We start from the raw sequence: 26,492 nt of genomic DNA on the forward strand, positions 1-26,492 counted from the left end.
AACCCGTGCTTGCACGGGTTTTATTTTTTCATATTGATTAAGCAGGTTCAGCAGTCTGGTCTTCAAAGACTTCAAGTTTTAAGCCAACAGCTTTACCATTTTCTTTCTTCACCGACACTGCAACATTACCGCCATTTTCAGCCAGTTCACCAAACAGGATCATTTCTGCCAATGGTTTTTTCAGGTGTTCCTGAATCAGACGCTGCATTGGGCGTGCGCCCATTAAACGGTCATAGCCTTGCTCTGACATCCATTCACGCGCACTCTGATCCACTTCCAGCATGACTTTCTTATCATCCAGTTGCGCTTGAAGTTCGGTCAGGAATTTATCCACGACATTTTCAATGATGCTGCTTGGCAATGCCTTGAACTGAATCACGCCGTCAAGACGGTTACGGAATTCCGGAGAGAAGGCTTTCTTCATCGCTTCCTGGTTATCGTTGCTATTGTCCTGTTCCATAAAGCCAATGCTAATACGTGAAATACTTTCAGCACCAATATTGGTGGTGAGTACCAAGACCACGTTACGGAAATCCGATTTACGTCCGTTATTGTCGGTCAAGGAACCATGATCCATAATCTGCAATAACAGGTTAAAGACATCTGGATGCGCTTTTTCGATCTCATCAAGCAATAGCACACAATGTGGATTTTTATGGATCGCATCAGTCAACAAACCACCCTGATCAAAACCGACATAGCCCGGAGGTGCACCGATTAAACGCGACACTGCGTGGCGTTCCATGTACTCGGACATATCAAAGCGAACCAGCTCTACGCCCATCTGCTTAGCCAGCTGCTTGGTCACTTCGGTTTTACCGACACCGGTTGGGCCAGCAAAAACAAAGCTGCCCACAGGTTTATCTGGAGATTTCAAACCGGCACGAGACAGTTTAATGGCAGACGCTAAAGCTTCGATCGCTTCATCCTGACCAAAGACCACCCGTTTCAGATCGCGCTCAAGATTTTCCAGTACGCTCTTGTCATCTTTAGAGACCGTTTTTGGTGGTATACGCGCAATTTTCGACACGATATCTTCGATATTTTCTACCGTGATCAAACTGTCATCTTGTTCAGCTTTTAAACGGCGCTGCGCACCTGCTTCATCAATCACGTCAATGGCTTTATCTGGCAAGAAACGGTCATTGATGAACTTCGCAGAAAGTTCAACCGCAGATACCAATGCCTGATCGTCATATTGCACATGATGGAAATCTTCAAACTTGGATTTCAGGCCACGTAGGATATCAATGGTTTCAGAAATAGATGGCTCATTCACATCGATTTTCTGGAAACGGCGTGACAAAGCATGATCTTTCTCAAAGACCTGACGGTATTCCTGAAAAGTGGTTGAACCAATGCAACGTAAAGTGCCATTGGCCAATGCAGGCTTGATCAGATTCGATGCATCCATGGTGCTGCCCATACTGGAGCCTGCACCAATAATCATGTGAATTTCATCAATAAACAGCACAGCTTCAGGTTTCTTTTTCAGCGCATTTAAAAGCTGTTTCAAGCGTTTTTCAAAGTCACCACGGTATTTTGTTCCGGCAACTAATGCTCCAATATCCAGACTGAAAATTTCAGCATTTTCGAGTGGTTTTGGCGCTTTACCATTAACGATCAACCATGCCAAACCTTCTGCAATCGAGGTTTTACCGACCCCCGGATCACCGACAAGAAGTGGGTTATTTTTACGGCGGCGGCACAGAATTTGAGCGGCACGTTCAATTTCTTTTTCACGACCAATCAGTGGATCGGTCTTGCCCTTTTGCGCTTCGATATTGAGATTAGTCGTATACAGTTCAAGCGGACCTGAACTGGCTGAAGATGCAGACTCACCATCGAGGTCTTCAATTTCTTCTTCACCCTGTACTTCTTCTTTACGCGTACCATGAGACAGGTACTGAGTTAGCGTAAGGCGATTAATTTGATGACGTTTCAATAGATAGACGGCAAATGAGTCACGCTCAGAATACATCGCAACCAGAATATCAGCACCTTCTACAGTCCGATCACCACCGCTAGATTGCACGTGAAAAATCGCGCGCTGCAAGATCCGGTCAAAACTTTCTGTTGGGTGTGGTGCCTGATCACTATTTTCACCAAGCTTAGGGGTATGCTGTTCTACGTATTCTTCTAATTCCTTGCGCAACACGATAATGTCTGCGCCACATGCTTTAAGCGCATTTACGGCAGAGTCATTGTCAAGCAAGGCTAATAATAAATGTTCTACGGTCAGGAACTCATGTCTCTTTTGACGAGCCATGCTGACAGCCAAACGTAGTGATACTTCTAATTGACGACTGAGCATGTAACCCCCTTAATCTTTAGGCTCTATTTGGCAAAGTAATGGATGACCTTGTGATCGAGCATAATTATTGACTTGGTTCGCTTTGGTTTCCGCAATGTCTCGAGGATAGACCCCAGCTACACCCTTTCCTTCATAATGTACAGTTAGCATTACTTGTGTAGCTTGGTCAAGATTCATTGCAAAGTATTGTTGTAAAATTTCAATTACAAATTCCATCGGGGTATAGTCGTCGTTCATTAAAACGACAGCATATAAGGGCGGACGTTTCAGTTCTGGCGGTGCAGTCTGCACAGCAAGGTCAGAATCATCACCTTCCAGAGGTTCATTTGCTAAACGCGGGCTGATATGCCAATCAACAATTCCAGATTCATAAAAAGAATTTTTGATATCACTTAAACACATTTGACGTTTATTGCTTGGCATAAGATTTATATTTCACACTTAATTTGCATTTGCTTCGGTTTTCGGAATTTCTGACAAGGCGGCAGACTGATTTTCAACTGCTTTGCCCTGTTCCCAGCTAAAACGACGGATCACCGGTTTGGCACCGCTGAGACGTATCTCAATAAATTCTGGCTTAAAGCCTTTTGGCATGCTCCAGCGACCTGTTAAACGCTCATAATTTTCAAAATTAAAGTTTTTGTCTTCCAGTGGCACCACCAGAATTTCAGTCCCTTTAATCAAGCGTAATTCAATACTCCCAGAGGCACGACTTTTGCCCGGACTAACTTGAACCAGATCAATCTGATATTCAAAGGCATTTTCAGGCAAAGGCTTAATCGACAGGTTTTGCACGGCCAAAGCCAAACCGCCACGCTGACGTAAGACCTCGCGATAAATGGTTCCGACACTTTCAGCCTGCACCTGTTCATCACGCGCCTTGGTCATGGCCAGATAGAGATCATTGGCATTACTCACCGCCAGATCACGCTCCTGAACCGCAGTATTCAGATTCTTATTTAATGTTTCCAGACTGGCTTTTTGTGTCTGTACCACATCGACCAGTTGCTCTGCATCTGCATCATAACCCGCCGCAGTCAAACCCTGACGGTGTCCTACGGTATATCCGAGCACACCACTGCTCAAGATCAATACAGCCGCACCAATGACCAAGGGCGTATTGCCTTTCATCAAAGATTTTTTTGCAGCTGGTTCCTGAGGAATGGTCGTATTTGACTCGTTATTCGGCATTTTGATCTCTTGTTTGCTTTATTCAAGACACACATTTAAATCCAAATCTAAATGTGTGTGAAGTTCTAATACGTTTCTTATGGTAATAAACCAATATTATTTAAGCCAGCATCTTCGGCAAATCCGAACATCAGGTTCATGTTTTGTACGGCCTGACCTGCTGCACCTTTCACCAAGTTATCCTGTACAACCAGGACTACCAGCTTGGTCGGTTGCGGCTTGTACAAGGCTATACGCAACTGATTGGCACCACGCACTGAACGGGTTTCTGGTGAGCTGCCTGCTGGCATGACATCGACAAAAGTTTCATTGGCATAGAACTGTTCATACAATGCCTGTAAATCTGCTGCTTGTCCTGCTTCAGTGAGATCGATGTAGATGGTCGACAACATACCACGGATCATTGGCACCAAATGCGGAACAAATAAAATGTGATCAAACACATCTTTTTGACCTGAGATATTTTCCAGAGCTTCGACAATTTCAGGATGATGGCGGTGACCTGCTACGCCATAGGCTTTAAAGTTATCGGCATTTTCAGTATAGATGCCGCCCAAGCTTGCTTTACGACCTGCACCCGACACACCTGATTTCGCATCAATAATAATGCTTTCAGGTTTCACTAATGCGTCACTTGATGTTAATACTGGCGCCAGCCCCAACTGAACCGTGGTTGGATAACAACCCGGGTTTCCAACTACATTGGCCTGTTTAATTTGTTCACGATTCAATTCAGATAAACCGTAAATAGAGTCTTTCAACAGTTCTGGGCAAGCATGTTGCATGCCATACCATTTTTCAAACTGTTGCAGATCTTGTAAACGGAAATCTGCAGCCAGGTCAATGACTTTGGTCTTTGCAGCCACAAGCGCTTCAGCATGTTTCATTGCGACACCATGCGGCGTTGCAAAGAACACGACATCGCATTTTTTAAGTTCATCGATATTTAAATCTGAATATTGAAGATCGGTATGTCCGCGTAAACTTGGGAACATATCATCTACACGGCGACCATTTTCGGTACGTGATGTTAGTACATTCACCTGTACATTTGGGTGTCGTAGCAAAAGACGCAACAATTCAACGCCTGTATAACCTGTACCACCGACAATACCAACAGTAATCACGATCACTACCTCAAATCAAAGTTTCCATTTCGTAACTGCGTAGTATGACAGGAAGTTGAGGTTTTCTAAACTGTTTCAGCGGGGATTACTGGTTTTTTATAAGTACTGAAGACAATTTTAAAATTAAAGAGAGATGGAAAAGTAATATCTATATTGCTTAGGCTATTTTAAGCCTTTATTTCCCTCTCATTCTCTATTCAGTTCAATTTTAAGCTTCCCACCAATATGGCAACGGCGTATTTTTTAGCATTTTCCGATGCTGCTGAAAATGCGGATCATATTTGGCCACTTCCGCCCAAAAAAGTGAACTATGATCAAAATATTGGGTATGTGCCAGTTCATGTACCGCGACATAACGGGTAATTTCTTCGGGAAATAGCACCAAAGCACTATTCAGCATAATGTCATGCTGAGCAGAACAACTGCCCCAGCGGGTTTTGGGCTGTCGAATATTGCACTTCTTAAAAGGCAGATTGCATTGCTGTGAGACAAGATTTAAATATAGGGGAAGCTGGTCTTTGGCATAGCTGATGACAAAGGCTTTTAAATATTCCTCAGGATGTCGATCACTGACACAGAGCTGTAACTTCTCAGAATCAAAAACAAAGTTATGTTTCTGGCTTTGATAATAAATCTGAACTGGCACGTTTAAATTAAACAACTGTAGCTCAGTTGGTAGCGTTCGGTCTATTTTTTGGACTTTTTCCTGCTGCGATTGCCAGGTTTTAATCAGCCATTGTTCTGATTGTTTTAAAAATTCTTGAACTTGGCGCTGTGTACAAAACTGCGGCACAGTTAATTTAATTTGCGTCGGCTCTACACGCAGTCTCAAGCGTGTTGCGCGTAATTTTCGAGTGATTTGGATTTCAGGGAGGTTTGGAATCATATTTTATTGATTTTATTTTTAATCCTCCCTAACCCTCCTTTTTTCAAAGAGGGGCTTTTAAAAGTCTCCCTTCTCGCACTTGTTTTAAAGCAGTGCTTTAAAACTTCGCTCAGGGAGATTTAGGGGGATTTAATTTATAAAATTAAAGGATTAAACCGCAGTACGTTCTTCAATACCATCATTGGTTGCCACAATTGCGATGTCCGCTTTATTAATCGCAAAAATTCCGTTACAGACCACGCCAGGAATATTGTTAAGCGTTTTTTCAAGCTCGAGTGCATTTAAGATATTCAGATTATGCACATCTAAAATCACATTACCATTGTCAGTCACGACACCTTCACGATATGCAGGATCACCGCCCAGAGAGACAATTTTACGTGCAACCGCAGAACGTGCCATAGGAATTACTTCAACTGGCAGTGGGAAATCGCGTCCTAATTGTCCGACCCATTTTGAATCATCCACGATACACACAAATTTTTTCGCAATCGATGCCACAATTTTTTCACGTGTCAGTGCTGCACCACCACCTTTGATCATATGCAAATGACGATCAATTTCATCTGCGCCGTCGACATAAGCATCTAGTCCGCCGACAGAGTTCATATCGACCACTTCAATGCCTAACTTCTTAAGACGTTGCGCCGTTGCTTCAGAACTTGCCACAGCCGCTTCTAACTGAAGTTCTGGCAATAAATCGATTAAAAAGTTAACCGTACTTCCGGTACCTACGCCTAAAATGCCGCCTTTTGGTAAGTGTTTCAGAGCAGCACGGGCCGCTGCTTGTTTTTTCTCATCTTGGGTTGCATATAGACTCATGGCTTCACTCAACTATTTTGGACTTTTGCAGTATTTTCGAACCGCAAAGCCGTATGGTTTGTTACAATAAGCGCCTATTTTAAACTGTTAGATGGAAAATTAACATGCTGTCTCGTTTGGTTCGACAAATATTACAAGCAACGGTCTACGATGTTGCAATCGAAACTCCACTCGAAGCAGCACCACGAATTAGCGAACGACTCAATAATAACATCCGCTTTAAACGTGAAGATTTACAACCGGTTTTTTCATTCAAATTACGTGGTGCTTATAACCGCATTAGTCAATTGCCGAAATCTCAACTGGAACGTGGTGTCATCACAGCTTCAGCAGGCAACCATGCGCAAGGCGTGGCATTATCGGGTAAAAAATTGGGTATTCGCGCCATTATCGTAATGCCAAAAACAACACCAGATATTAAAGTCCAAGCGGTAAAACGCCTTGGGGGTGAAGTTGTTTTACATGGTGACTCATTCGACGTTGCCAACAAATATGCAATTCAACGTGCTCAAGAAGATGGCATGACTTTTATTCCGCCTTATGATGATGAGCTGGTGATGGCGGGTCAAGGTACCATTGCCAATGAAATCTTGCGTCAATGGCGCGATGTTGATTATGTATTTGTAGCGGTAGGTGGCGGTGGCCTGATCGCAGGTGTGGCAGCCTACCTGGGTGATGTTGCCCCGCATGTCAAAGTCATTCCGGTGGAATATGACGAATCGGCATGCTTAAAAGCAGCTTTAGAGGCCAATGAACGTGTCATTTTACCTTCTGTGGGTTTATTCGCTGACGGTACAGCCGTTGCACAAATTGGTGAAAAACCATTTGAAGTGATTCGCCTGCAAAAGTCAGATAATTCTGGCCCGATCGTAGAACCACATGTGGTACTGGTCAATACCGACGAAATTTGTGCAGCCATTAAAGATACTTATGACGAATGCCGCAGCATTGTCGAACCCTCAGGTGCTATGGCATTGGCCGGCATTAAAAAATATGTCGAAGAACATAAAATCGAAGGCAAAAATATGGTGTCGATTGTATGCGGTGCCAATATGAACTTCGACCGTTTGCGTTATATCGCCGAACGTACCGAACTCGGTGAACGTAAAGAAGCGATTTTTGCCGTGACGATTCCGGAACAGAAAGGTTCATTCCTCAACTTCTGTCGCGCTTTGCAAGGTCGCAATATTACCGAATTTAATTACCGTGCCAGTGATGTCTCTGCTGCTCAAGTATTTGTTGGGATCAGCTTAAAAAATGGTGAAAAAGAACGTCAGGAAATTTATGAAACGCTAAAATTCCAGTATGACGTCGATGACCTGTCTGATGATGAAGTGGCAAAACTGCATATTCGTTACCTGATTGGTGGTCATGCCGATATTGAAAATGAACGCCTGTTCCGGGTGGAATTTCCAGAACGTCCTGGTGCTTTATTAATGTTCCTGGAACGTCTTGGCCCAACGCATAACATTACCCTGTTCCATTACCGTAACCACGGCGCTGCGGAAGGGCGTGTTCTGGTGGGTCTGGAGGCGACCGATGCGCAGCAGAATCCGGATGGCTTGATTGAAACCCTTGAAACCATTACATATCCATATCAGGAAATTACCAATAATCTGGGCTATCAGCGCTTCCTGAAGTAATTGTTAAAATATAGACCGCCTTTCGAGGCGGTTTTTTATGTGCAACTCAAAATCATGATCATACTATTTATCTCGGCATAGCTTGCTGAATAGCAGCGCAATTTTTACGAAATTCTCTTACACTAAAATTGAGATGTAATAAAAATAGTTAGGACAATATTCATGGCATTATTTGCAGTGATTGGGCTGGGTAGTTTTGGTGCGACTGTGGCCACGCAACTGATCAGTCTGAATCATGAAGTGATCGGAATCGATCTGAATAAAAAATATGTAGAAAATATTTCTGATCAACTGACCCATGCTGTAATTGCTGATGCAACCGATGAGCATGTGCTGGATGAACTGAATGTGCAGCGTTGTGATGCCGTAGTCGTGGCGATCGGAGAAGATATTGAAGCCAGTATTTTGTGTGTATTGCACCTGAAAAATATGGGCGTCAAAAAAATCTGGGTAAAAGCCAAATCCAAATCCCATCACATGATTCTGACCCATCTCAATGTCGAGAAAATCATTCATCCCGAAGAAGATATGGGTGTTCGTGTGGCGCAGTCCTTAAGCTATCCGATGGTCAGTCGCTATATGGCACTTGAAGATGATCATTATATTGTCAAAATCGAGATTCATGCTGATCATCATGGTACGCCACTGAATCAACTGATGAAGCATGCACCCGAAATCAGCACCTTATTACATAAACGTGGATCTGTGGTGCAATACCAGGTAGCAGCCGATTTAATTCTCCAGGAAAACGATATTTTGCTGGTTGAAGGATTATTGGAACCCTTACGCCGTCTTTCCAAATACTTCAAACACCTATGAACACCTCAGACCTAAAGCAACATAGAACCGTTAATCTCAGCCCTCCGAGCTTATTGGCTTTGGGGTTTCTCGGATTAATCCTGCTCGGCTCGCTGCTGCTGATGCTGCCTATTGCGCATCATGGGGAAATCAGCTGGCTGGAAGCCATTTTTACAGCAACCTCTGCGGTGACGATTACCGGACTGTCAGTGGTCAATGTCGGTGAGGCCTATACGGTATTTGGCCAGATAGTCATTATGTTTTTACTACAATGCGGTGGACTGGGTTTTATGACTTTTGCCATTCTGGCAGTGATGAGTCTGGCACCCAAGATGGGGCTCAAACAGCAAGTCATGGCACAGGAATCGATTGGCCAGACCAGCCTGAAAAAAGTCAGTTTTACCATTAAAGCGGTATTTTTATATTCCCTGTTTTTTGAAGCCATCGGTACGCTGATTCTGACCTTGTCCTGGCTCAGAGAATATCCGCTCAGTGAAGCACTCTTTTATGCTGCCTTTTATAGTGTGTCAGCGTTCAATAATGGTGGATTTTCACTTTTTCCAAATAGCTTGATGAGTTTTTCAGGGCAGTATCTGATCACCTTTACCATCAGTATGCTGTATATCATTGGTGGTATCGGCTTTCTGGTGCTGATGGATGTCAAGCAACATAGACGCTGGCGCAAGTTAAGTACCAATAGCAAGCTCATTCTTTCGACGATTCTGGGGCTCAATCTGAGTGCGTTTATTGTACTATGGCTACTCGAAGCCTCTAATCCGCAAACTCTGGGCCTGATGAGTCTAGGCGATCAAGCCGTAAATGCCTGGTTCCATGCCACTGTTCCCCGCTCTTCAGGCTTTAATAGCTTACCGATGGAGCAAATGAGTGATGCATCGACCCTCGTCACCATGTTTCTGATGTTTATTGGCGGCGGCTCCTTAAGTACGGCGGGCGGAATTAAAGTCGGCACGTTTATTATTGTATTGATTAGCGTAATCAGTTTTTTAAGACGTGAAGATGAAATCCGTCTGTTTAATCATTCTATTCCCGAAAAAACCACATTTAAGGCACTGGCCGTGGTCTGTATTACAGCTGCCTTAATTGTGATGGGCTTTATGAGTTTATTAATTCTGGAACCTGAACATGACTTTCTCGATCTGTTGTTTGAAGCCGTGTCAGCAGCCTGCACGGTCGGCTTGACCCGAGGAATAACCGAAGAGCTGCAACCTGCCAGTTTGATTATTTTGATGCTGTTAATGTTTGCAGGACGTTTAGGGCCACTGACTTTAGCTTATTTCATTGCTACCCCGAAAAAGAGCCGAATCAAACATCCACCTTCAGAAATCCAGATTGGTTAAACCACCCAATAAAAAACCATGCCACAGCATGGTTTTTTTATATTAATTCTAAAATGATGAAGTCTGGAAACTTAGAACCAGTTCATTAAGGAAACACCCAAGCCCACATAAGTGGCACGATGGTTATAATCAATCAGACTTTCGCCATAGCCATCAAAAAGCTGGAATTGACCACGTAAGCGCCCACTGATCGGGAATGACCAGTCGAACTGAACTGCACCACGATTGTCATCTCCGCCTTTTAAGGTATGACGCAGCATTAAAGAAAAATCATGTTCGTTATGACGATAAAAAGCCGTCATATCGCCGCGTCCAATATAGTTCTTGATCTCGGGATTGTTATCGTCGTCACGATTCTCTTCAAAGCGATACCAAGGGCGAACCATCAGGGCAAAATTGTCTTTTTCAAAGCCCAGATTCAGCATGACGCGGTTCCAGCTACGCGACAACGGGTCAGAACGGCCATTGGACTGATGATTAATGGTTAGTCCCAACATACGCCAGTTAAGACCAAAAAGGTCATAATTGGTACGCAAAACAAAACTTGCTTCGGGTTCATAATTGGTTTCACGAAACGGACGTGACTCTTCCGAGTTATAGACCTGCCAACGTGAAGACTGAGTATAACCGAGCCAGAGATCCCCATTATTCCCCAGAATATTTTCAACGGCCTTGGTTTTTAGAGACAGTTGAAACTTTGATTCGATTGAGGTGAGATTTTGATCCTCTTCTACCGTATTTTGTGGATTTTCACTCTGTGGAAATTCGTTTTTCTTTGAAGTCCAAAAACCGGGCATCAGGTAAATTGGCTGATAAGAACGGATGTTCCAGGTACCCAGTTTACTTTCCGGAGACAATTCCCAGCGACTATCCAGCAAAGACAGATTTGGTGTCAGCTTTGATCCTTCAGAAGCATAAATATTGGAAACGGTTTGTCCAATTTTGGCTTTTAAATTATCCGGTTCAGGCGCAATTTCTGCTGCTGCACGACGTTCAGAAACGATCACCGGCTTATCGGTAACCACTATTTTAAACAAGCTATCATAACAGGCCAGACGTTCTGCACTGATTTCCAGTGCTGCACAAGCTTCAGCCGTTGCCGGCATGGGACTATTCACCACTATTTTTTCTTCCGCATTCACTTGCGTCCCAACTGTACAGCCCAGCACAACGCTCAGCTGCAGAGTTGAGCGCTTAAACGAATTAAGCGCCATCCCTTATCCTCATTTTTTTATTTATAGAACTTGTTGAATTACAAAACCAAGCTGCTCCAGCGTTTCACGTTTTGCCACTGGCGCCACGACTGCCTTAGTGGCCTGCTGCTCAAGCAGATAAGTTTGTGCAACACGCTTTAAATCATCCAGTGTGACATTTAACAGACGTTCACGTAATTTCTTACGGAATGCTGGTGTACGCTGATGCAGATAGGCATAACATGCAGTGATTGCCTCGCCCGCTGGTGAACCCGGTTTATCCATACTGGCAATCAGACCCAGAATCGCTTCTTCCAGTTGATGCGGCTGTTGCGGCGCATTGAGTAACCACTGAATACTGGCATCAAAGTCCTGAAAGGTTTCTGCCAGACGCGGGTCACGGTAGCTGTAGAAACGGAATGAACAGGCATTGCCGTCATAGCTGGCACCACCGCCATAAGCACCACCTTTTTCACGGATTGCACTGTGCAGGAAGCCATTACGTAAATAACCCGCCAGCACCATCAAGGCAGCAGCATCAGGATGCGCCACTTCGACCGCCGGATAAGCAGCCGCGCAGAACTGGACATTGGCCTGAATTAACCAGGCTTCATGCTGATCATGCGTCACTTTTTCGATTTGAGTCAGTGCAACCGGTGCAGGATCAACCGCCAGTTTGTCCCAGACATTCTGGATTTCTTCAATCAAGCTATCAGATTGCGGCTCTTCACACACCAGCAGGAACTGCTTCGGGGCTTGCAACAAGACACGATGAATTCGTTTTAACTCGTCAATCAGCAGATCATATTCAGCCGGATCTTTTTCAATTTTAGAGACCAGCTCGATCAGCCAGTTTAATGCACCCAAACCAGTATTGTGATAATCACGCAATGCCAAGGCACTGTGCTGACGAGATGCAGATTGCATCGCATAGCTATGCCCCGAACCGGAAACACGTGACTGCCAACGTGTTTTACGCTGTTGTAACAGTTCAATAATACGGTCTTTTTCATCAAAACGCAGCTGTTCAAAACCGATCTTTAACAGACGAATGGCATCTAAATGATTCACCAGCGATTTGGTGGTCAGTGTCAGCCAAGCCGTGATCTTGTTTTTGTCATCGACTTTAGAGCGCAGCGATGCGCCCATACCCAGACCGCCACTTACTGCAGTTTGCAGTTGCTGGAATTCCAGATAATCATATTCACCCGCACCGACTTCGCCCATCAGGATCGAAAGCAGGTTGAAGTATGGCGACTGCACCACGTCATCTGGAATATTCACTAAAACCTGTTGATAATAAATACCATTGGTACCGGCATGATACAGGTTCAACGGCGTATCGACCTGATTACAGATAATCTCGCGTAACTGGCCCTGAACAATCTGTAATTCCGCAGGTACATCTTCCAGACCGACTTTTGGCAATAAGTTCAAGTCATCCGGTGTATCCTGACGCACATTCAATGCTTCAGTCTGGGCAATAATGTCAGCTTTCTGCTCTTCGGTTAGATTCTTGCCAATTTCAGCCAGACGGGCTTTTTCATCGGCCGCTTCTTTGGCAGATTTGGTCGCATCCGGAACTAGGGTCAGTTGTACACGATGCGGATTATCCAGCAGATGCTCTTGAATCAGGTTGGATAACCACATTGGATCTTGCAGTTCTTCTTTCACCGCAGCAATCGCGGAATCCACATCCCAGACTTCCACCGGATCACGGTGATGAATCGCACTGCCCAAACCGCTCAGAATCAGGCTCAGACCATAAGGCGTGCCATCCCCATTGATTTCACGCTGATGCAGTTCAATTTGATGCAAAATTGCATCGACCATGTTCTGATCGACCGGTTTAGAGGCGACATCTTCTAAAACTTTAAACACGCCATTTTTAAATTCTTCTGCATGTTCAGGATTTGAACCCTGCACCGCACAGTAGAAGGTCATTTCAAAATTAGAATCATCCACGCCCATAAATGGACCACTAGACTGTGCATAGTCACAGGTTTCCAGATAATGACGCAGTGGTGATGCTGAATCTTCCAGCAGAATCCCTTCGACTAAACGCATACCCAAACGCAGTTTAATATTGCTGGCTTCTGGCAATAACCATGACAGCACATGATAGGTTTTGTCCTGCAAATCTTCAGCATCGACCGCATAGCTGTCTGTCACAGTCAATGGTGCAGTCAAACGGGTTTCAGGCGTTGGATATAAGGTCTGACCCTGCTCGAATTTGGACAATGCCAGTTTTTCAAACTGTTCTTGCAGTTCAAATGCAGATTGATTACCAAAAGTCATGAAGACTGCATTACTTGGATGATAATGTGACTTATAGAAATCGACTAACTCTTGGTAAGTTAAGTCAGGAATATCTTTAGGATCACCACCAGAATTATAATGATAAGTGGTATGCGGATATAAATGATGCGCCAGCGTATGATACAGCTGGTCTGAAGGCGAACTCATCGCCCCTTTCATTTCATTAAAGACCACGCCTTTATAGACTGGCTCGCCATTTTCCAGTTCAATGCGAATGCCTTCCTGAGCAAAATCCAGTGGATTCAGGTTCGCAGCAAATGCCGCGTCCATATACACTTCAAGCAGGTTTTGAAAATCTTTGCTGTTTTGCGTTGCAAATGGATAAGCCGTCCAGTCTGCCGCAGTAAAGGCATTCATAAAGGTGTTCAATGAACGGCGGATCATCAGGAAGAATGGATCACGCACCGGGAACTTTTCTGAACCGCATAATGCAGTATGTTCCAAAATATGTGCTTCGCCTTTAGAATCCATCGGCTGGGTACGAAACGCCACCAGAAAGACATTTTCATCGTGATTGGTCGCCAGGTGATAATGTGTGGCGCCAGTCACTTTATGTTTATATTCAGACACAAAAATGTCTAAAGCTTCAACATGTTGTTGACGTAACAACTGAAACGCAGGATGTACAGTTTGAGAAATGGTTTCAGTGACATCTACAGTCATGCGATCTCCTAATGCTTTAATTAAAATAACTAAGGACATTATAGCTTTAGTTATCTGAATTATTCACGTTGAAAACCGAGGATTTTGATCGAATTAAGTAAACTTGATCATTTGAAAATTAAATCATCAAATTTACTGGCTAAGTCTGGCTCAACAGCAGCAAGATCACGAAATCAAATATTTGAAGTAGTTATAACTTGGATTATTTTCCACAAATACATAATTCTGTTTTTGATAAAAACTTGCAGCCAGTCGGGTATCTGTTTGCAGACATAAGGCCGAATAATGCGGAGCTGCCAACTGTTCCAGATAAGCCAGAAGCTGTTTACCGACCCCATGTAGCCGATATTTTGGATGGACATAGAAACGGCGCACACGACCAATCCGCTCTTCAATGCCATTATCGCCCCATTGCTGGTTTAGGCCACCACAGGCAATCAGTTTTTTGCCATCATGCGCGACCAGTAAATGTTCATTGGCTTGAGCAAAGCAGTTTTTACCGGTGCGATATTCTTCAATTAACTTATCCATCACATCTAAGCCTTCTTTACGCGCAAGGGTAGCTAGCGTTTCGACCTGGTCAGGAAGTTGTTCAACTTTTACAATTTTAATATCCATATACGCACACTATTTGAAATGATTGTGAAGAATGATCTTCGCAGAGCGACTTTAAAGTATCATGTCGAACGCGATATATCCTTATAAATAAAATTTGATGCTTAAATCAATGCTACAGCAACGTAGTGCATAAAAATAAGTCAAATCTTAGACCAAAGATAGTCACTGAATAAAATACAGCATTCTTGGAAAATATTTGAAAATGATTCAGCAAACTACAGCAATCCCAAGCAATCGTGTAAACTTGGCACTTTCATTTTTAATGTGATATTTAAACATGGCAAATGTTGATCTTTTTGCAATTGGTAATGCGCTGATTGACCAAGAATTTAAAGTGTCTGACGACTTTTTAACTGCACATCACTTGCAAAAAGGCACCATGCAGCTGACAGATGGTGATACTCAGGCCACGCTTTATCAAAATCTTCAAGCGACTCAAGTTTATAAAGGTCAGGCTTCAGGCGGTTCAGCAGCCAACACTACCGTGGCATTTTCTGCACTTGGCGGTTCTGCATTTTATGGTTGCCGTGTTGGTAATGATGAACTGGGGCAAATCTATCTGAAAGGTTTAAATGATGCGGGCATTCAGACCACAATCCAGTCGATCAGCGAAGGTGTAACGGGAACTTGTATGGTTCTGGTGAGTCCTGATTCTGAACGTACCATGCATACTTATCTAGGTATTACTGCTGAACTCACGGATCAACAAATTGATTTTAGTGCGCTAAATACTGCGAAATGGCTATATATCGAAGGTTATTTATCGACTTCTGAAACAGCACGCCATGCCGTCAAACAGGCACGTGAAATTGCCCGCGCTAACGGAGTTAAAATTGCTTTAACTTTATCGGATCCTGCCATGGTGCAATATGCGCGTGCCGGTCTGGATGAAATGATTGCAGAAGGTGTCGACCTGTTGCTGTGTAACCAGCAAGAAGCCCTGATGTATACAGAGACCGATAATATTGACGCGGCTCTAGTTAAATTAAAAACACTCAGTCAACACGTTGTCATTACATTGTCAGCCGAGGGTGCACTTATTTCGGATCACGACAATACATTTAAAGTTCCTGGCCGCAAAGTTACTGCAGTAGATGCGAATGGTGCCGGTGATGCATTTGCCGGGGCTTTCCTGTATGCCTTGAATGCCAACCTAGGTCTTAAAACTGCGGCTGAACTGGCGATTTTAATTTCCAGTCAGGTGGTTTCGCAATTTGGCCCACGTTTAGCGATTGAAGACTATGCGGCATTATTACAAGACTTTCAGAAGGAATGTGCTTAATGTTTAAAATTTGTATGACCGAAGATATTCCAGAGCGTGAAGCCCGAGCTTTTGAACTGGAGAATGGGGATATTATTTTTATTACCCAGCGCGATGGAGCCTTTTATGCCTATCAAAACCTGTGTCCGCATTTGCAAGTCGAGCTGGAATTTCTGGAAAACCAGTTTTTGGATCGTGATCAGGAATTTATTGAATGTTCAACGCATGGTGCACTGTTTTTGGTAGAAAGCGGTGAATGTATTTCCGGGCCTTGCCAAGGTCAGTCACTTGAAAAAGTAGAAATTACCGTGCATTCTGATGGTGGAATTTACCTCACAGAATAAGACCTAAAACGGACTTCACCATGCCTGCATTTTTTCTAGACTATAATCTGATGCCTTTTCATCTCAGTTTATTGGCGATTATTTTGTTTGGCGTGGTGAAAACCATTGGTTTCTATTTTGGACTCAGATCCAGCAAATTTTTGCAAAAAATTTCACCTTATAATTTTCAACAATTAGACCTGTTAAATGTCAAATTCTCCAAAACTCTAATTGTATTTTTCTTTCTGATGAATTTCAGCTTTGCTGGCTATGTTTTACAATTCCTGATCTATTCTCAGGAGTTTGAGTTTCTGCCGGCTTATTATCTGATTATTCCGGCTTTAATTATTGCCACTTTTTTTACGATTTTCATGATTCATTGCCTGGATCAGGTCATTCCACCCAAATATAAAAAGAATAATGTCAATTTGCTCGGCCGTCTGGCAACGATTTCAAGTGGCAATGCCCGCCCTGGATTTTCTGCTCAAGCGCGGGTTCGAGATGAATATGGACAACTGCATTATGTACAGGTAGAACCGGAATTTGGTGAACTGGGTTTTCAATCGCAAATTATTTTAATTCGCACCCGAAAATCTCATTATATTGCCAAAAAAATCTGCGACTCTAACCAGCTGTTTAGCCTGAACCTAGATTAGCGATTTTAAAGTCTGCATAGCATTAAAAAATCCCGACTCAAATCGGGATTTTTACATGATGGAATTTATTTTTTGAGAAGCCCTGAGACCATATTCAAGACATTTTGAATATCATTATTGGCTTCCTGCTTACTGGTCTGTTCACCCTGTGGCGTAAGTGAGTCAATAATCTGCGGCAAGACTTGTGAAATTGCACTATACACATCCTGTTTAGGCGCATGAGTTTGCTGTGCAACTTCTTCAATTTCCTGATCATCAAACAGATTTTGTACCTGCTGCGGATCGACATTGGCATTTTCACCCGGGCCAGTCGACACCCAGTCATCAACCTGACTATTCAACCCCTGTCCTTTAAGCTTATCCAATGCACCCTGTAAACCACCCTGTTTTTGAATCCAGGTCAGTACCAGAGGTAGCACAGCAATCAATAAGGTTTTGCCAGTCGAACCTCCTCCCAATCCTGAACGGGGTTGAGCAGTACTTTGACGATTTGCACCACCTAACTGACTGAGAACTGAACCTAAAATTGCACCCAAACCATTTTGTCGGGTCTGCTGGCCGGCTTGATTCTGCTGATTCTGATTGTGTTGACTCTGATCTTGTTGAGTCTGAGATTTATTCAAATGACCCAATACCGATCCCAGGATATCTGCCAGACCACCCTGCTGTGAAGATCGCTTTTGAGACTGCCCGCCACCCAATGCCTGCTTGGCCAATATTTCCACGATATTACTCAGATTCGTCATGCTCTATATCCTGTATGCATCATAGTTACAGAATACGGTCTGTCCTCATATTGTCTAGGCAGGATTGTGTTAATATTTGCAATTAAGCAGGCACAGGCTTACCAGCGAAATTTATCCCAGTTTTCCGGATTGGCCCAGAACTTGGAGTTAAACCAGTCGGGCACATGCTTATAGGTTAAAATATTAAACTGCCACAGCGCAAAATCCGCTCCGTGCGTGGTCTTGTCAATCAGCTGGGTAAACCCCAAAGCTCTCAATAGTTTTTCATCTTGCAGCCGACTGATCACCACCAGACGTTTAGCAAATAAATCACGCAATTTTACCAAGATTTGACTCATGATCTGTTCAGACAAATGTTCGGTTTCTATCGTATCCAGCATTACCACAGCCAGGTCATAACGTTGTTGAAAAGGCAGATTTAAAAAGCCAGATACGCTAAAATAGTGCCATTGAATAGATGGCTGAAACTGGACTTGCCTTAAGTCCTGCCCAATACAAATAGCAGTATGAATTGGCTGTTCCTGTGCGAAATCGTCTAGCATTGAAGTAATGACATTCTGCTCAGCCATAACTGCATCCTTATGATTTAAGTGAGTAATCTTTATGGAACTTCAGGGCATTTGCCATAAAATGCATGTCGGCCTCAAAGACCTTAGTGTAACTGATCAACAGATACAGCGGGCAAATGTTGAGTATAAATTAATTCTGGATCGTGCAGAAATTGATCTTCCGTTTAATTTAGGCCAAGACATCGAGATTGAATGGACGGGGAAGATTTATTGCGTATCTTGTGGCAATAAAACCTCAAAATCTTTCTCGCAAGGTCATTGTTTTAAATGTTTTAAGACCAATGCTTCATGTGATATGTGCATCATGAAGCCAGAAACCTGTCATTATCATTTAGGCACTTGCCGCGAAGATGAATTTGCCCAGAATGTCTGCTTTCAACCGCATATTGTCTATCTAGCCAATTCCAGTGCATTAAAGGTCGGGATTACCCGTACCAGCCAAATGCCGACCCGCTGGCTGGATCAGGGCGCAACCCAAGCCCTGCCGATTATGAAAGTTGGCTCACGTCGCCTCTCTGGCAAATTGGAAGTCATGTTTGGTACGCAGGTCGCAGACAAAACAGACTGGCGCAAGCTGCTCAAAGGTGAAGCAGAACCACTGAATCTGATTGAAGTCCGTGAACAGCTGTTAGAAGAATTTGCACCTAAAATTCAAAGCATTCGTGAAGAATTTAATCAGAATCTTGAGTTTAATGAAAATATTGAAGTGCTTGAGCAGGAATTGGCACGCGAGTTTATTTATCCGGTCGAGCAATATCCAGAAAAGATTAAATCACATAATCTGGATAAAACTCCGGTGATTCGTGGCAAATTACAGGGTATTAAAGGTCAGTATTTAATTCTGGATACCGGTGTAATCAATATGCGTAAATATACCGGTTATGAACTGATTATTCGTGCTTAAACCCTCATTTGGCTAGAGCATAAAAAACCAGCCCGCAGGCTGGTTTTTTTATTCAAGATCGTCTTATTTGATTTTTGCCTGAGATTTCAGGTAGCGCGTATAGTCATCAAATTCTTGCTGACCACGAAGTTGCTGATACAACTTCACCAACTCACTACGTTGCTCTGCACTCAATACATCCACCGGGTTTTTCTTTACTTCTGATACCGCAACCACGACCAGCTCATTTGGCATTTTCGCTGTGGTCACTGACCAATGGCCTGCTTTTGGTGTCGGAAGACTAAAAGCGGCACGTTGTACATCACGTTTTAGCAAACCTTCAGCACGGGTATACACGCCAGCATCTTCAAAAATCAAAGCACCTTTGGCGACTGATGCAGCAGGTTTGGTTTTGAACTCATCCAGAGCTTTCTGAATTTTTGCTTTTGCCAAAGCAGCGGCTTTGTCTTCAATCAATTGAGCCTGAACACGCGGTTTCGCTTCTGCCAGTGTTTGTTCACCAGCTGCATGATAGTCACGCACCTTGATCCAGGCCACATCACCATTGGCCAACTGAATGCTTGATGAAGCATTACGATCACCATTTTTGACATCATCATTAAACAGTTTGACTTTAAGGTTGGCATCGCTCAACACTGGGTCACGGGTTGAAAGTTTTACTCCTTGGGCTTTCTGAACCTGCACGCCTTTCACTTCTTGTGTAACAACCTCCAGAGAATCACTTCCCACCACCATATCATTCAAGCTATTCACCGTATCGGAGAATGCATTGGATTTTTTAGCAGTCAAAACCTCTTCAGATAAACGTGCTTTTTGTGACTCAAAAGATGGCACAGCCACATCAGGCGATTGCACAGAAATAATATGATAACCATAATCTGTTTTCACAGGAGCAGAGACCTGACCTGATTTTAAAGAGCTAACAGTCTGATCAAATGTGCTACCAAATACGCCAGTTTCATAAACTGCAATTGCTCCGCCTTTAGACTTGGATTCAGGATCTTCAGAATATTGTGCTGCAGCCTGTGCAAAAGTGTTACCGGCTTTAATTTTCGCTGCCACTTCTGCAGCCAGTTTTTGTGCTTCAGCATCACTACGACTGTCCGCCGTAATCAAAATATGCTTCACCTCTGGTTTAACTGCCTGTTTTTGTGTCGCAACAAAGGCTGTATACGCTTCCTGAAGTTCAGCATCTGTCACTGCCAAACCCTGTGCTTGAATATCACTTGGCTTCAACACCACATAGTCGACATCGACACTGGTCGGCTGTGTAAACGATCCCTTGTGCTGTTCATAATAGGCAGCGACTTCAGCATCGCTGACTTTGACATCTTGTTTATAACTGTCCAGATTAATACTGGAAATATGAATATGACGCTGTTCAGTCTGTAAATCGGCAATTTGCTGCATTTCGACCGGACTCACCAGTGGATAGTCCAGGAATGTCGAAGACAGCATTTTCAGCGCATGATCTTTACGCAAACTTTCGACTAAAGCACGATTGGTCATGCCAATTGATTTAAGATAGTTCTCATATAAAGCATCAGAGAACTTACCATCTTGCTGGAAAGTCGGCTGCTGGGCAATCATCTGTACAATTTGCTGGTCACTCAGGCTGATGCCTAATTCTTCTGCCTGTTGTAGCAATAAAGTACGTGAAACCAAAGTATCCATGGCTTTCTGGTCAATGAAGCTTTGATTCAGCAAGGTTTCATCGCCATTGGCATAACTGAGATATTGTTCTTTAAATGATTTCGTCAGTGACTCTAATTCTTTTTGAGATATTTCAGTTCCGTTCACGGATTTTGCCGCATCAGAGCTCCCGCCGCTAAAATATCCTTCAATACCTACAAGCGCTAACGGGGTCAAAAACAGAACGAGTAAAACTTTACCCAACCAACCCTTAATAACTTTACGAAAAGCTTCCATAAGTATTCCAATATTTTATTTGCAAAGGATTTTAACCGAAAATACCCATTGAATGAATGTGTTAATCATCACAATTTATTTTATCAATAAAAAACGCGCCAAAGAAGGCGCGTTTCATCGCTGGGTAAGCTTAAGCTACAGCGTCTTTTAAGCCTTTACCCGCTTTAAAGCTAGGCACTTTGCTTGCTTTGATCTCAAGAGTAGCGCCAGTCTGTGGGTTACGGCCAGTACGTGCAGCACGTTCTTTTACACCGAAAGTACCAAAACCGACCAAAGTAACTGTATCACCCGCTTTTAAAGCTTCAGTAACAGAAGCAATTGTAGCATCTAAAGCTTTACCTGCGTCAGCCTTAGATAATCCCCCTTTCTCTGCAATTGCATCAATTAATTCTGATTTATTCATGAAGATTACGTCCTCTTAATATCGTTTATTTAAGGTTCAAGAATTTGTTTAACATGCCATAACGCCTTTATAGCAATGCTTTAGGTATAAACGCAATACTTAAGAACCTCTTTTTTTTCAAAAAATATGCGAAAAAAACATTGAATAATAAATAAAGTCATTTTATTTGTGTTTTTTTCGACAATTCTTCCTGCATTTTTTCTTGTTCCGCAGTCAACTGATCAACCTTGGCATGTAACTGAAGGATTAAACGTTCCAAATGTTGTACATCCTTGAGTGTGACTAATCCTATACGATTCAATGAGTGATGAACAGAGTTGTCGATCAGCTTTTCCACTTTATCTTTGGTCTCTGTGACCGACTCTTTGGCCTTTTCTGAGACCTTTTCTACAGTTTGATCTGCAATATCTGCAGTTTTAGACTCCAGTTCTTCTCCAACCTTGACCAGTGAGTCAAACAGTTTATTGCCTTCTTCTTCGGCACGTGAAAATGCTCCCAGTCCAGCCAGCCAGATCTGTTTGGTGTATTTACGAAAATCAAGAGCCGATTTGCGCTCCGAGGCAGATTTGGACTTGGCTTTCACTGTTTTCTGGTTTAAAGCTTCAGCTGAGTCTTGTGCTGTTTTTGACTTGTCCATGTGCACGGCTCCTGTTTGTTTTCTGCGCAATTATTATAAATTATTCTACAAAATCACTGCATAATAGCAAATTTAGTACTTGATAGATTTGCTAAACTGTTCTACAAAGCAATTTATTTCAAGTCTAATTTGATTTAACCCTGAAATCTCTTCACAGGCAGGAAGCTTTTTCACTTTATATTTCAGGTAAGGATTGGTTGTATATGAGCGAATCGCAACAAAGTCAAAATCAACCGCATTTGTTGCTTACGATGACGTTAATTGTTTTAGAAACAATATTTACCTTCATTCTCAAGCATGATCGTGTCGTTGCATTACAAGCCAAGAAGTTTGTAGATGAAAATATCTCGATTAAAATCAATAGCTATATTCCATATTTCGACTTTTATGTGCAATTCACCACAAATGGTCTTTTATTTGACCATAAAGCACCGGGTCGCATTGTAGATCTGGATGTGCGTACCACACTTCCCGATCTGATCAAAATTTTTATTTTTGGCAATCGTCGTAGCATTCGTAGTATGCGCATTGATGGTCACCAGGTTTTGAAAGACGAATTTCGTGATTTATTAACCGTATTCAGCTTGCCAAAAGTATTAGCCGACTGGAAACACTGGCTGTCTGAAACACCCACTGATGAAACGGAAATTATTGCGTCCAAAAAGCGTATAGCACCACTCTTAAAGAAAATTGAAGAGCAGCGTTCCAAGATCAATACCTTGCAAGTAGAAGTCAAACAGTATAAAAACCGCCTGAAACGGATCGAACGCTGTCAAAAGCGTACTAATATCATTTTCGGCCTGAGTAGCATACTTTTGATTACGTTATTAGTGTATAATTGGCTCAGTATCTAAATCTTTCATTATGAAAAAATTAAATCCCACTAAGGTCTACTAAAAATAACTTGACTAATTTAGTCGGGATTCTTAAAATCGACACATCTAGTCTAACCATGTGTATCGAATCATGCGCCTAACCACTCGCGGTCGCTACGCTGTGACTGCTCTACTTGATCTAGCTTTGCAGCCTTCTGAAAAAACGATTACGCTCGCCGAAATTGCGGCACGTCAAACTATTTCTGTTGCCTATCTTGAGCAGTTATTTGCGAAACTCAAGCGCCATGGCTTAGTTTCAAGTGTTCGTGGAGCAAATGGTGGATACCATTTAGCACGTAATGCAGATGAAATTACTGTGTTAGCAATTATCGAAGCTGTAAACGAAACAGTTGATGCGACTCGCTGTGACCATAAAGGCAACTGCCAGAATGGTGCGATGTGCTTGACTCATGATTTATGGCAGGAACTCTCCCACCACATTGCCGATTATTTAGCAAAAATCTCGCTTGCTGATCTGGTTGCACGTGACAATGTACAAACAGTGTCATTACGCCAAAATTCAGCACCCTTTGATTCAGCCCTTTTATCGGTTACAGGTATTTGACATGAAACGTCCGATTTATCTTGATTATGCAGCTACGACTCCGGTAGATCCTCAGGTTGCTGAACGTATGATGGAATGTTTAACATTCGAAGGTACCTTCGGTAATGCTGCATCTCGTTCACATGCTTATGGCTGGCAAGCAGAAGAAAAAGTTGAATATGCACGTGAACAGGTCGCTAATTTAATTAAAGCTGATCCACGTGAAATCGTATGGACTTCAGGTGCAACCGAATCAGACAACCTTGCGCTTAAAGGTGTGGCTCATTTCTATGCATCGAAAGGTAAACATATCATTACCTCTAAGATCGAACACAAGGCAATTTTAGATACGTGCCGTGAGTTAGAGTCTGAAGGTTTTGAGATTACCTATATTGAACCACAACCTCAAACCGGTTTAATTACTCCGGAAATGGTTCAAGCAGAAATTCGTCCAGATACGATTCTGGTTTCACTGATGATGGTGAACAACGAAATCGGTACGGTTACTGATGTTGCAGCGATTGGTGAAATCACTCGTGCCAACAAAATTTTCTTCCATGTCGATGCAGCACAAGCGGCAGGTAAAGTTGAAATTGATCTTTCAACTTTAAAAGTAGACCTGATGAGCTTCTCTGCGCACAAGATCTACGGCCCTAAAGGTATTGGTGCCCTGTTTGTACGTCGTAGCCCACGTGTACGCCTAAAAGCTGAAATGCATGGTGGCGGTCATGAACGTGGTATGCGTTCAGGTACGCTGGCAACGCATCAAATCGTGGGGATGGGTGAAGCATTCGAACTTGCAGGCAAGAATCTGGAAGCTGAACAAACCCGCTTACGTGTACTTCGCGACAAGCTTTGGAATGGCGTACAAGACCTTGAACAGGTGTTCTTGAATGGTCATCCTACACAAAACGTAGCGAACTACTTGAATATCAGCTTCAACTTTGTTGAAGGTGAATCACTGATGATGGCCTTGAAAGATGCTGCGGTATCTTCAGGTTCAGCATGTACCTCTGCAACACTTGAACCCTCTTATGTACTTCGTGCATTGGGTCTTTCAGACGAGCTTGCACACAGTTCGATCCGCTTCAGCTTTGGTAAATACACCACTGAAGAAGATATCGACCATGTATTGAGTATCACTAAAGCTGCTGTTGAGAAGTTACGTGAACTTTCTCCGCTTTGGGATATGTTTAAAGAAGGTATCGACCTTTCTAAAGTTGAATGGGCTGAACATTAATCTTCATCCTGAGATAGTGACCAATCGGTTGCTATCTCATTGAGAAAAGTTTTTTAACCCCCATATTTAATAATACTAAGGCTGACCCCGAGGTTTGGAGAAGCAACATGGCTTATAGCGAAAAAGTAATTGATCATTACGAAAACCCTCGTAATGTTGGCGTTTTAGATAAAAATGCTGAAAACGTTGGTACGGGTATGGTTGGTGCACCCGCATGTGGTGACGTGATGCGTTTACAGATTCAAGTCAACGATGCAGGCGTGATTGAAGAAGCACGTTTTAAAACTTATGGTTGTGGTTCAGCAATCGCATCAAGTTCTTTGGTGACTGAATGGCTTAAAGGTAAAACTTTGGATCAAGCTCAAGCAATCAAGAATATCGATATTGCAACTGAACTGGCACTTCCACCAGTAAAAGTACACTGCTCTGTTCTTGCAGAAGATGCAATCAAAGCAGCTGTAGAAGACTACCGTAACAAGAAAGTTAAAGCTTAATTGTTCCACGTTTTTAAATTTTAACGGAGTTTTCATGATCCATTTAACTGAAAATGCTGCAACTCATATCAGCAATTATTTAAAAAATCGCGGTAAGGGTGAAGGCATTCGCGTTGGTGTGAAAACTTCAGGCTGTTCTGGTCTGGCTTATGTACTCGAGTTCGTTGACGAAGTCGATACACATGACCAAGCATTTGAGCAGTTTGGGGTTAAAGTATTCATTGATCCGAAAAGTCTGGTTTATCTTGAAGGTATGGAGATGGACTATGTTAAAAACGGCTTGAACGAAGGCTTTGAATTTAACAACCCCAACAAAAAAGGCGAATGCGGTTGTGGTGAATCCTTCACTGTATAAACCCGGCAGTTATTCTCTTTTGACATTAAAACAGTGTGTTTCACACTGTTTTAATTGCATTTATACAGTTATTTTTGCACATTAATCGCGGACCCCATCTCCCATGAATCATTTTGAGCTGTTCAATCTTCCAGTAGCACTCGATATTGATTTGGCAACTTTAAAAACTGAATTTTTAAAGTTACAGCAACAATATCATCCCGATAAAGCTGAAGACAAAGATCAGGCCCTGATTAAATCAAGTGATATCAATCAGGCTTTTAAAGTTTTGTCAGCGGTCGATAGCCGTGCAGCGTATTTATTGTCCCTCAAGAAACAGGATTATCACTTAGATCAATCGATCAGTGATTTTGAATTCTTGCAGGACGCTCTGGAAATTCGTGAACAACTCGACGATGCCACCTCTGCTGAAGATTTAACTTCACTGAAAGTTGAAGTACAGCAATGGATTGACGGTCTGGTTCGTGAGTTTAAAATTGACTATACCGATGAAGACTGGGCTGAAGCACGCGATACAGTGCGTAAACTACGCTTCTTTGTTAAAGTCATGGCAGATATCGACAAGGCGGAAGACCGCTTCCTGGACGATGACAGCTTTGACCTTGATGATGATTTCTAATTTTT

27 protein-coding genes are annotated in these 26,492 nt (G+C 42.9%); 13 read left to right on the forward strand and 14 right to left on the reverse strand.

Annotation, left to right across the window (positions count from 1 at the left end; all coding sequences use genetic code 11):
• Positions 1 to 37: 37 nt before the first annotated feature.
• The 6 genes from clpA to rpiA all read right to left on the reverse strand — a co-directional run bounded on the left by clpA (position 38) and on the right by rpiA (position 6,340).
• Positions 38 to 2,314, reverse strand: a complete 2,277-nt coding sequence (gene clpA / locus FTT73_RS03800) for an ATP-dependent Clp protease ATP-binding subunit ClpA (RefSeq protein ID WP_005171089.1) — start codon at positions 2,312 to 2,314, stop codon at positions 38 to 40.
• Between the two features lie 9 nt (positions 2,315 to 2,323).
• Positions 2,324 to 2,737 carry an ATP-dependent Clp protease adapter ClpS gene (clpS, locus tag FTT73_RS03805; RefSeq protein WP_005171093.1) on the reverse strand — a complete coding sequence of 138 codons (414 nt, stop codon included), beginning with the start codon at positions 2,735 to 2,737 and terminating at the stop codon, positions 2,324 to 2,326.
• Positions 2,738 to 2,755: 18 nt separating this feature from the next.
• Complete coding sequence (locus tag FTT73_RS03810) at positions 2,756 to 3,505, reverse strand: DUF6776 family protein (RefSeq protein WP_074382830.1); 750 nt, start codon at positions 3,503 to 3,505, stop codon at positions 2,756 to 2,758.
• A 77-nt stretch (positions 3,506 to 3,582) separates the two neighbouring features.
• On the reverse strand, positions 3,583 to 4,638 hold the full coding sequence (gene argC / locus FTT73_RS03815; RefSeq protein WP_171304333.1) for an N-acetyl-gamma-glutamyl-phosphate reductase: 1,056 nt from the start codon (positions 4,636 to 4,638) through the stop codon (positions 3,583 to 3,585).
• Positions 4,639 to 4,840: 202 nt separating this feature from the next.
• The gene (locus tag FTT73_RS03820) at positions 4,841 to 5,518 is read right to left on the reverse strand and encodes a M48 family metallopeptidase (RefSeq protein WP_180039759.1); all 678 of its coding nucleotides are present in this window, start codon (positions 5,516 to 5,518) and stop codon (positions 4,841 to 4,843) included.
• A 150-nt stretch (positions 5,519 to 5,668) separates the two neighbouring features.
• The gene (rpiA, locus tag FTT73_RS03825) at positions 5,669 to 6,340 is read right to left on the reverse strand and encodes a ribose-5-phosphate isomerase RpiA (RefSeq protein ID WP_100355010.1); all 672 of its coding nucleotides are present in this window, start codon (positions 6,338 to 6,340) and stop codon (positions 5,669 to 5,671) included.
• A 104-nt stretch (positions 6,341 to 6,444) separates the two neighbouring features.
• On the opposite strand from rpiA, the gene ilvA reads away from it, so the two are divergent.
• From ilvA to FTT73_RS03840, 3 genes are all read left to right on the forward strand, one after another.
• On the forward strand, positions 6,445 to 7,983 hold the full coding sequence (gene ilvA, locus FTT73_RS03830; RefSeq protein WP_005171103.1) for a threonine ammonia-lyase, biosynthetic: 1,539 nt from the start codon (positions 6,445 to 6,447) through the stop codon (positions 7,981 to 7,983).
• Between the two features lie 162 nt (positions 7,984 to 8,145).
• A complete protein-coding gene (locus FTT73_RS03835) occupies positions 8,146 to 8,802 on the forward strand; it encodes a TrkA family potassium uptake protein (protein ID WP_180191035.1) in 657 nt (218 codons plus the stop codon).
• A complete protein-coding gene (locus FTT73_RS03840) occupies positions 8,799 to 10,139 on the forward strand; it encodes a TrkH family potassium uptake protein (RefSeq protein ID WP_180191036.1) in 1,341 nt (446 codons plus the stop codon). The genes FTT73_RS03835 and FTT73_RS03840 overlap by 4 nt, the downstream gene beginning before the upstream one ends.
• Positions 10,140 to 10,210: 71 nt before the next feature.
• On the opposite strand, the gene FTT73_RS03845 is transcribed toward FTT73_RS03840, so the two are convergent.
• From FTT73_RS03845 to FTT73_RS03855, 3 genes are all read right to left on the reverse strand, one after another.
• Complete coding sequence (locus tag FTT73_RS03845; RefSeq protein ID WP_180191037.1) at positions 10,211 to 11,353, reverse strand: phospholipase A; 1,143 nt, start codon at positions 11,351 to 11,353, stop codon at positions 10,211 to 10,213.
• A gap of 21 nt (positions 11,354 to 11,374) precedes the next feature.
• Complete coding sequence (locus FTT73_RS03850; RefSeq protein WP_005171109.1) at positions 11,375 to 14,314, reverse strand: insulinase family protein; 2,940 nt, start codon at positions 14,312 to 14,314, stop codon at positions 11,375 to 11,377.
• Between the two features lie 165 nt (positions 14,315 to 14,479).
• On the reverse strand, positions 14,480 to 14,932 hold the full coding sequence (locus tag FTT73_RS03855) for a GNAT family N-acetyltransferase (RefSeq protein WP_100535023.1): 453 nt from the start codon (positions 14,930 to 14,932) through the stop codon (positions 14,480 to 14,482).
• A gap of 277 nt (positions 14,933 to 15,209) precedes the next feature.
• On the opposite strand from FTT73_RS03855, the gene FTT73_RS03860 reads away from it, so the two are divergent.
• From FTT73_RS03860 to FTT73_RS03870, 3 genes are read left to right on the forward strand one after another with little or no spacing between them, the layout of a single operon-like run.
• Positions 15,210 to 16,214: an adenosine kinase gene (locus tag FTT73_RS03860; RefSeq protein WP_159138148.1), complete on the forward strand. Its 1,005-nt coding sequence runs from the start codon at positions 15,210 to 15,212 to the stop codon at positions 16,212 to 16,214.
• Positions 16,215 to 16,228: 14 nt separating this feature from the next.
• Entirely contained in the window at positions 16,229 to 16,537 is a 309-nt protein-coding gene (locus FTT73_RS03865; protein WP_171304337.1) for a Rieske (2Fe-2S) protein, read from the forward strand.
• A gap of 20 nt (positions 16,538 to 16,557) precedes the next feature.
• The gene (locus tag FTT73_RS03870) at positions 16,558 to 17,172 is read left to right on the forward strand and encodes an OB-fold-containig protein (protein ID WP_005096777.1); all 615 of its coding nucleotides are present in this window, start codon (positions 16,558 to 16,560) and stop codon (positions 17,170 to 17,172) included.
• Positions 17,173 to 17,237: 65 nt separating this feature from the next.
• On the opposite strand, the gene FTT73_RS03875 is transcribed toward FTT73_RS03870, so the two are convergent.
• Both FTT73_RS03875 and FTT73_RS03880 read right to left on the reverse strand, forming a co-directional pair.
• Positions 17,238 to 17,918, reverse strand: a complete 681-nt coding sequence (locus tag FTT73_RS03875; RefSeq protein ID WP_180191038.1) for a YidB family protein — start codon at positions 17,916 to 17,918, stop codon at positions 17,238 to 17,240.
• 98 nt (positions 17,919 to 18,016) lie between these two features.
• Positions 18,017 to 18,487, reverse strand: coding sequence for a DUF6231 family protein (locus FTT73_RS03880; RefSeq protein ID WP_005171117.1), 471 nt, complete (start codon positions 18,485 to 18,487; stop codon positions 18,017 to 18,019).
• A gap of 34 nt (positions 18,488 to 18,521) precedes the next feature.
• Between FTT73_RS03880 and FTT73_RS03885 the strand changes: the two genes are divergently transcribed.
• A complete protein-coding gene (locus FTT73_RS03885) occupies positions 18,522 to 19,391 on the forward strand; it encodes a DUF2797 domain-containing protein (protein ID WP_005096774.1) in 870 nt (289 codons plus the stop codon).
• A gap of 63 nt (positions 19,392 to 19,454) precedes the next feature.
• Here the strand turns inward: FTT73_RS03885 and FTT73_RS03890 are convergent, their stop codons facing one another.
• The 3 genes from FTT73_RS03890 to FTT73_RS03900 form a co-directional block, all read right to left on the reverse strand.
• Positions 19,455 to 21,320 (reverse strand): SurA N-terminal domain-containing protein, encoded by a 1,866-nt coding sequence (locus FTT73_RS03890; protein WP_179999936.1) that lies wholly within the window; start codon positions 21,318 to 21,320, stop codon positions 19,455 to 19,457.
• Between the two features lie 130 nt (positions 21,321 to 21,450).
• A complete protein-coding gene (locus tag FTT73_RS03895) occupies positions 21,451 to 21,723 on the reverse strand; it encodes an HU family DNA-binding protein (RefSeq protein WP_004786051.1) in 273 nt (90 codons plus the stop codon).
• A 157-nt stretch (positions 21,724 to 21,880) separates the two neighbouring features.
• Positions 21,881 to 22,360, reverse strand: coding sequence for a phasin family protein (locus FTT73_RS03900; RefSeq protein WP_100355016.1), 480 nt, complete (start codon positions 22,358 to 22,360; stop codon positions 21,881 to 21,883).
• A gap of 203 nt (positions 22,361 to 22,563) precedes the next feature.
• On the opposite strand from FTT73_RS03900, the gene FTT73_RS03905 reads away from it, so the two are divergent.
• From FTT73_RS03905 to hscB, 6 genes are all read left to right on the forward strand, one after another.
• Positions 22,564 to 23,214 (forward strand): hypothetical protein, encoded by a 651-nt coding sequence (locus tag FTT73_RS03905; RefSeq protein WP_180191039.1) that lies wholly within the window; start codon positions 22,564 to 22,566, stop codon positions 23,212 to 23,214.
• A gap of 112 nt (positions 23,215 to 23,326) precedes the next feature.
• Complete coding sequence (locus FTT73_RS03910; protein WP_005096769.1) at positions 23,327 to 23,800, forward strand: Rrf2 family transcriptional regulator; 474 nt, start codon at positions 23,327 to 23,329, stop codon at positions 23,798 to 23,800.
• Between the two features lies 1 nt (position 23,801).
• A complete protein-coding gene (locus FTT73_RS03915) occupies positions 23,802 to 25,019 on the forward strand; it encodes an IscS subfamily cysteine desulfurase (RefSeq protein WP_005171123.1) in 1,218 nt (405 codons plus the stop codon).
• Positions 25,020 to 25,126: 107 nt separating this feature from the next.
• Complete coding sequence (gene iscU / locus FTT73_RS03920; RefSeq protein ID WP_005171124.1) at positions 25,127 to 25,513, forward strand: Fe-S cluster assembly scaffold IscU; 387 nt, start codon at positions 25,127 to 25,129, stop codon at positions 25,511 to 25,513.
• A 34-nt stretch (positions 25,514 to 25,547) separates the two neighbouring features.
• A complete protein-coding gene (iscA, locus tag FTT73_RS03925) occupies positions 25,548 to 25,868 on the forward strand; it encodes an iron-sulfur cluster assembly protein IscA (protein WP_005096766.1) in 321 nt (106 codons plus the stop codon).
• A gap of 103 nt (positions 25,869 to 25,971) precedes the next feature.
• Positions 25,972 to 26,487, forward strand: coding sequence for a Fe-S protein assembly co-chaperone HscB (hscB, locus tag FTT73_RS03930; RefSeq protein WP_005096765.1), 516 nt, complete (start codon positions 25,972 to 25,974; stop codon positions 26,485 to 26,487).
• Positions 26,488 to 26,492: the final 5 nt, after the last annotated feature.

This window comes from Acinetobacter sp. YH01006 (genome assembly GCF_013420445.1).
In the GTDB taxonomy this organism is placed as follows: domain Bacteria; phylum Pseudomonadota; class Gammaproteobacteria; order Pseudomonadales; family Moraxellaceae; genus Acinetobacter; species Acinetobacter pseudolwoffii.

What these genes read in the sequence shown, in the direction of transcription:
- clpA (WP_005171089.1), bottom strand. Translation starts at nt 2,314, where the DNA reads ATGCTCAGTCGTCAATTAGAAGTATCACTACGTTTGGCTGTCAGCATG.
- clpS (WP_005171093.1), bottom strand. Translation starts at nt 2,737, where the DNA reads ATGCCAAGCAATAAACGTCAAATGTGTTTAAGTGATATCAAAAATTCT.
- FTT73_RS03810 (WP_074382830.1), bottom strand. Translation starts at nt 3,505, where the DNA reads ATGCCGAATAACGAGTCAAATACGACCATTCCTCAGGAACCAGCTGCA.
- FTT73_RS03820 (WP_180039759.1), bottom strand. Translation starts at nt 5,518, where the DNA reads ATGATTCCAAACCTCCCTGAAATCCAAATCACTCGAAAATTACGCGCA.
- rpiA (WP_100355010.1), bottom strand. Translation starts at nt 6,340, where the DNA reads ATGAGTCTATATGCAACCCAAGATGAGAAAAAACAAGCAGCGGCCCGT.
- ilvA (WP_005171103.1), top strand. Translation starts at nt 6,445, where the DNA reads ATGCTGTCTCGTTTGGTTCGACAAATATTACAAGCAACGGTCTACGAT.
- FTT73_RS03835 (WP_180191035.1), top strand. Translation starts at nt 8,146, where the DNA reads ATGGCATTATTTGCAGTGATTGGGCTGGGTAGTTTTGGTGCGACTGTG.
- FTT73_RS03840 (WP_180191036.1), top strand. Translation starts at nt 8,799, where the DNA reads ATGAACACCTCAGACCTAAAGCAACATAGAACCGTTAATCTCAGCCCT.
- FTT73_RS03845 (WP_180191037.1), bottom strand. Translation starts at nt 11,353, where the DNA reads ATGGCGCTTAATTCGTTTAAGCGCTCAACTCTGCAGCTGAGCGTTGTG.
- FTT73_RS03850 (WP_005171109.1), bottom strand. Translation starts at nt 14,314, where the DNA reads ATGACTGTAGATGTCACTGAAACCATTTCTCAAACTGTACATCCTGCG.
- FTT73_RS03855 (WP_100535023.1), bottom strand. Translation starts at nt 14,932, where the DNA reads ATGGATATTAAAATTGTAAAAGTTGAACAACTTCCTGACCAGGTCGAA.
- FTT73_RS03860 (WP_159138148.1), top strand. Translation starts at nt 15,210, where the DNA reads ATGGCAAATGTTGATCTTTTTGCAATTGGTAATGCGCTGATTGACCAA.
- FTT73_RS03865 (WP_171304337.1), top strand. Translation starts at nt 16,229, where the DNA reads ATGACCGAAGATATTCCAGAGCGTGAAGCCCGAGCTTTTGAACTGGAG.
- FTT73_RS03870 (WP_005096777.1), top strand. Translation starts at nt 16,558, where the DNA reads ATGCCTGCATTTTTTCTAGACTATAATCTGATGCCTTTTCATCTCAGT.
- FTT73_RS03875 (WP_180191038.1), bottom strand. Translation starts at nt 17,918, where the DNA reads ATGACGAATCTGAGTAATATCGTGGAAATATTGGCCAAGCAGGCATTG.
- FTT73_RS03880 (WP_005171117.1), bottom strand. Translation starts at nt 18,487, where the DNA reads ATGGCTGAGCAGAATGTCATTACTTCAATGCTAGACGATTTCGCACAG.
- FTT73_RS03885 (WP_005096774.1), top strand. Translation starts at nt 18,522, where the DNA reads ATGGAACTTCAGGGCATTTGCCATAAAATGCATGTCGGCCTCAAAGAC.
- FTT73_RS03890 (WP_179999936.1), bottom strand. Translation starts at nt 21,320, where the DNA reads ATGGAAGCTTTTCGTAAAGTTATTAAGGGTTGGTTGGGTAAAGTTTTA.
- FTT73_RS03895 (WP_004786051.1), bottom strand. Translation starts at nt 21,723, where the DNA reads ATGAATAAATCAGAATTAATTGATGCAATTGCAGAGAAAGGGGGATTA.
- FTT73_RS03900 (WP_100355016.1), bottom strand. Translation starts at nt 22,360, where the DNA reads ATGGACAAGTCAAAAACAGCACAAGACTCAGCTGAAGCTTTAAACCAG.
- FTT73_RS03905 (WP_180191039.1), top strand. Translation starts at nt 22,564, where the DNA reads ATGAGCGAATCGCAACAAAGTCAAAATCAACCGCATTTGTTGCTTACG.
- FTT73_RS03910 (WP_005096769.1), top strand. Translation starts at nt 23,327, where the DNA reads ATGCGCCTAACCACTCGCGGTCGCTACGCTGTGACTGCTCTACTTGAT.
- FTT73_RS03915 (WP_005171123.1), top strand. Translation starts at nt 23,802, where the DNA reads ATGAAACGTCCGATTTATCTTGATTATGCAGCTACGACTCCGGTAGAT.
- iscU (WP_005171124.1), top strand. Translation starts at nt 25,127, where the DNA reads ATGGCTTATAGCGAAAAAGTAATTGATCATTACGAAAACCCTCGTAAT.
- iscA (WP_005096766.1), top strand. Translation starts at nt 25,548, where the DNA reads ATGATCCATTTAACTGAAAATGCTGCAACTCATATCAGCAATTATTTA.
- hscB (WP_005096765.1), top strand. Translation starts at nt 25,972, where the DNA reads ATGAATCATTTTGAGCTGTTCAATCTTCCAGTAGCACTCGATATTGAT.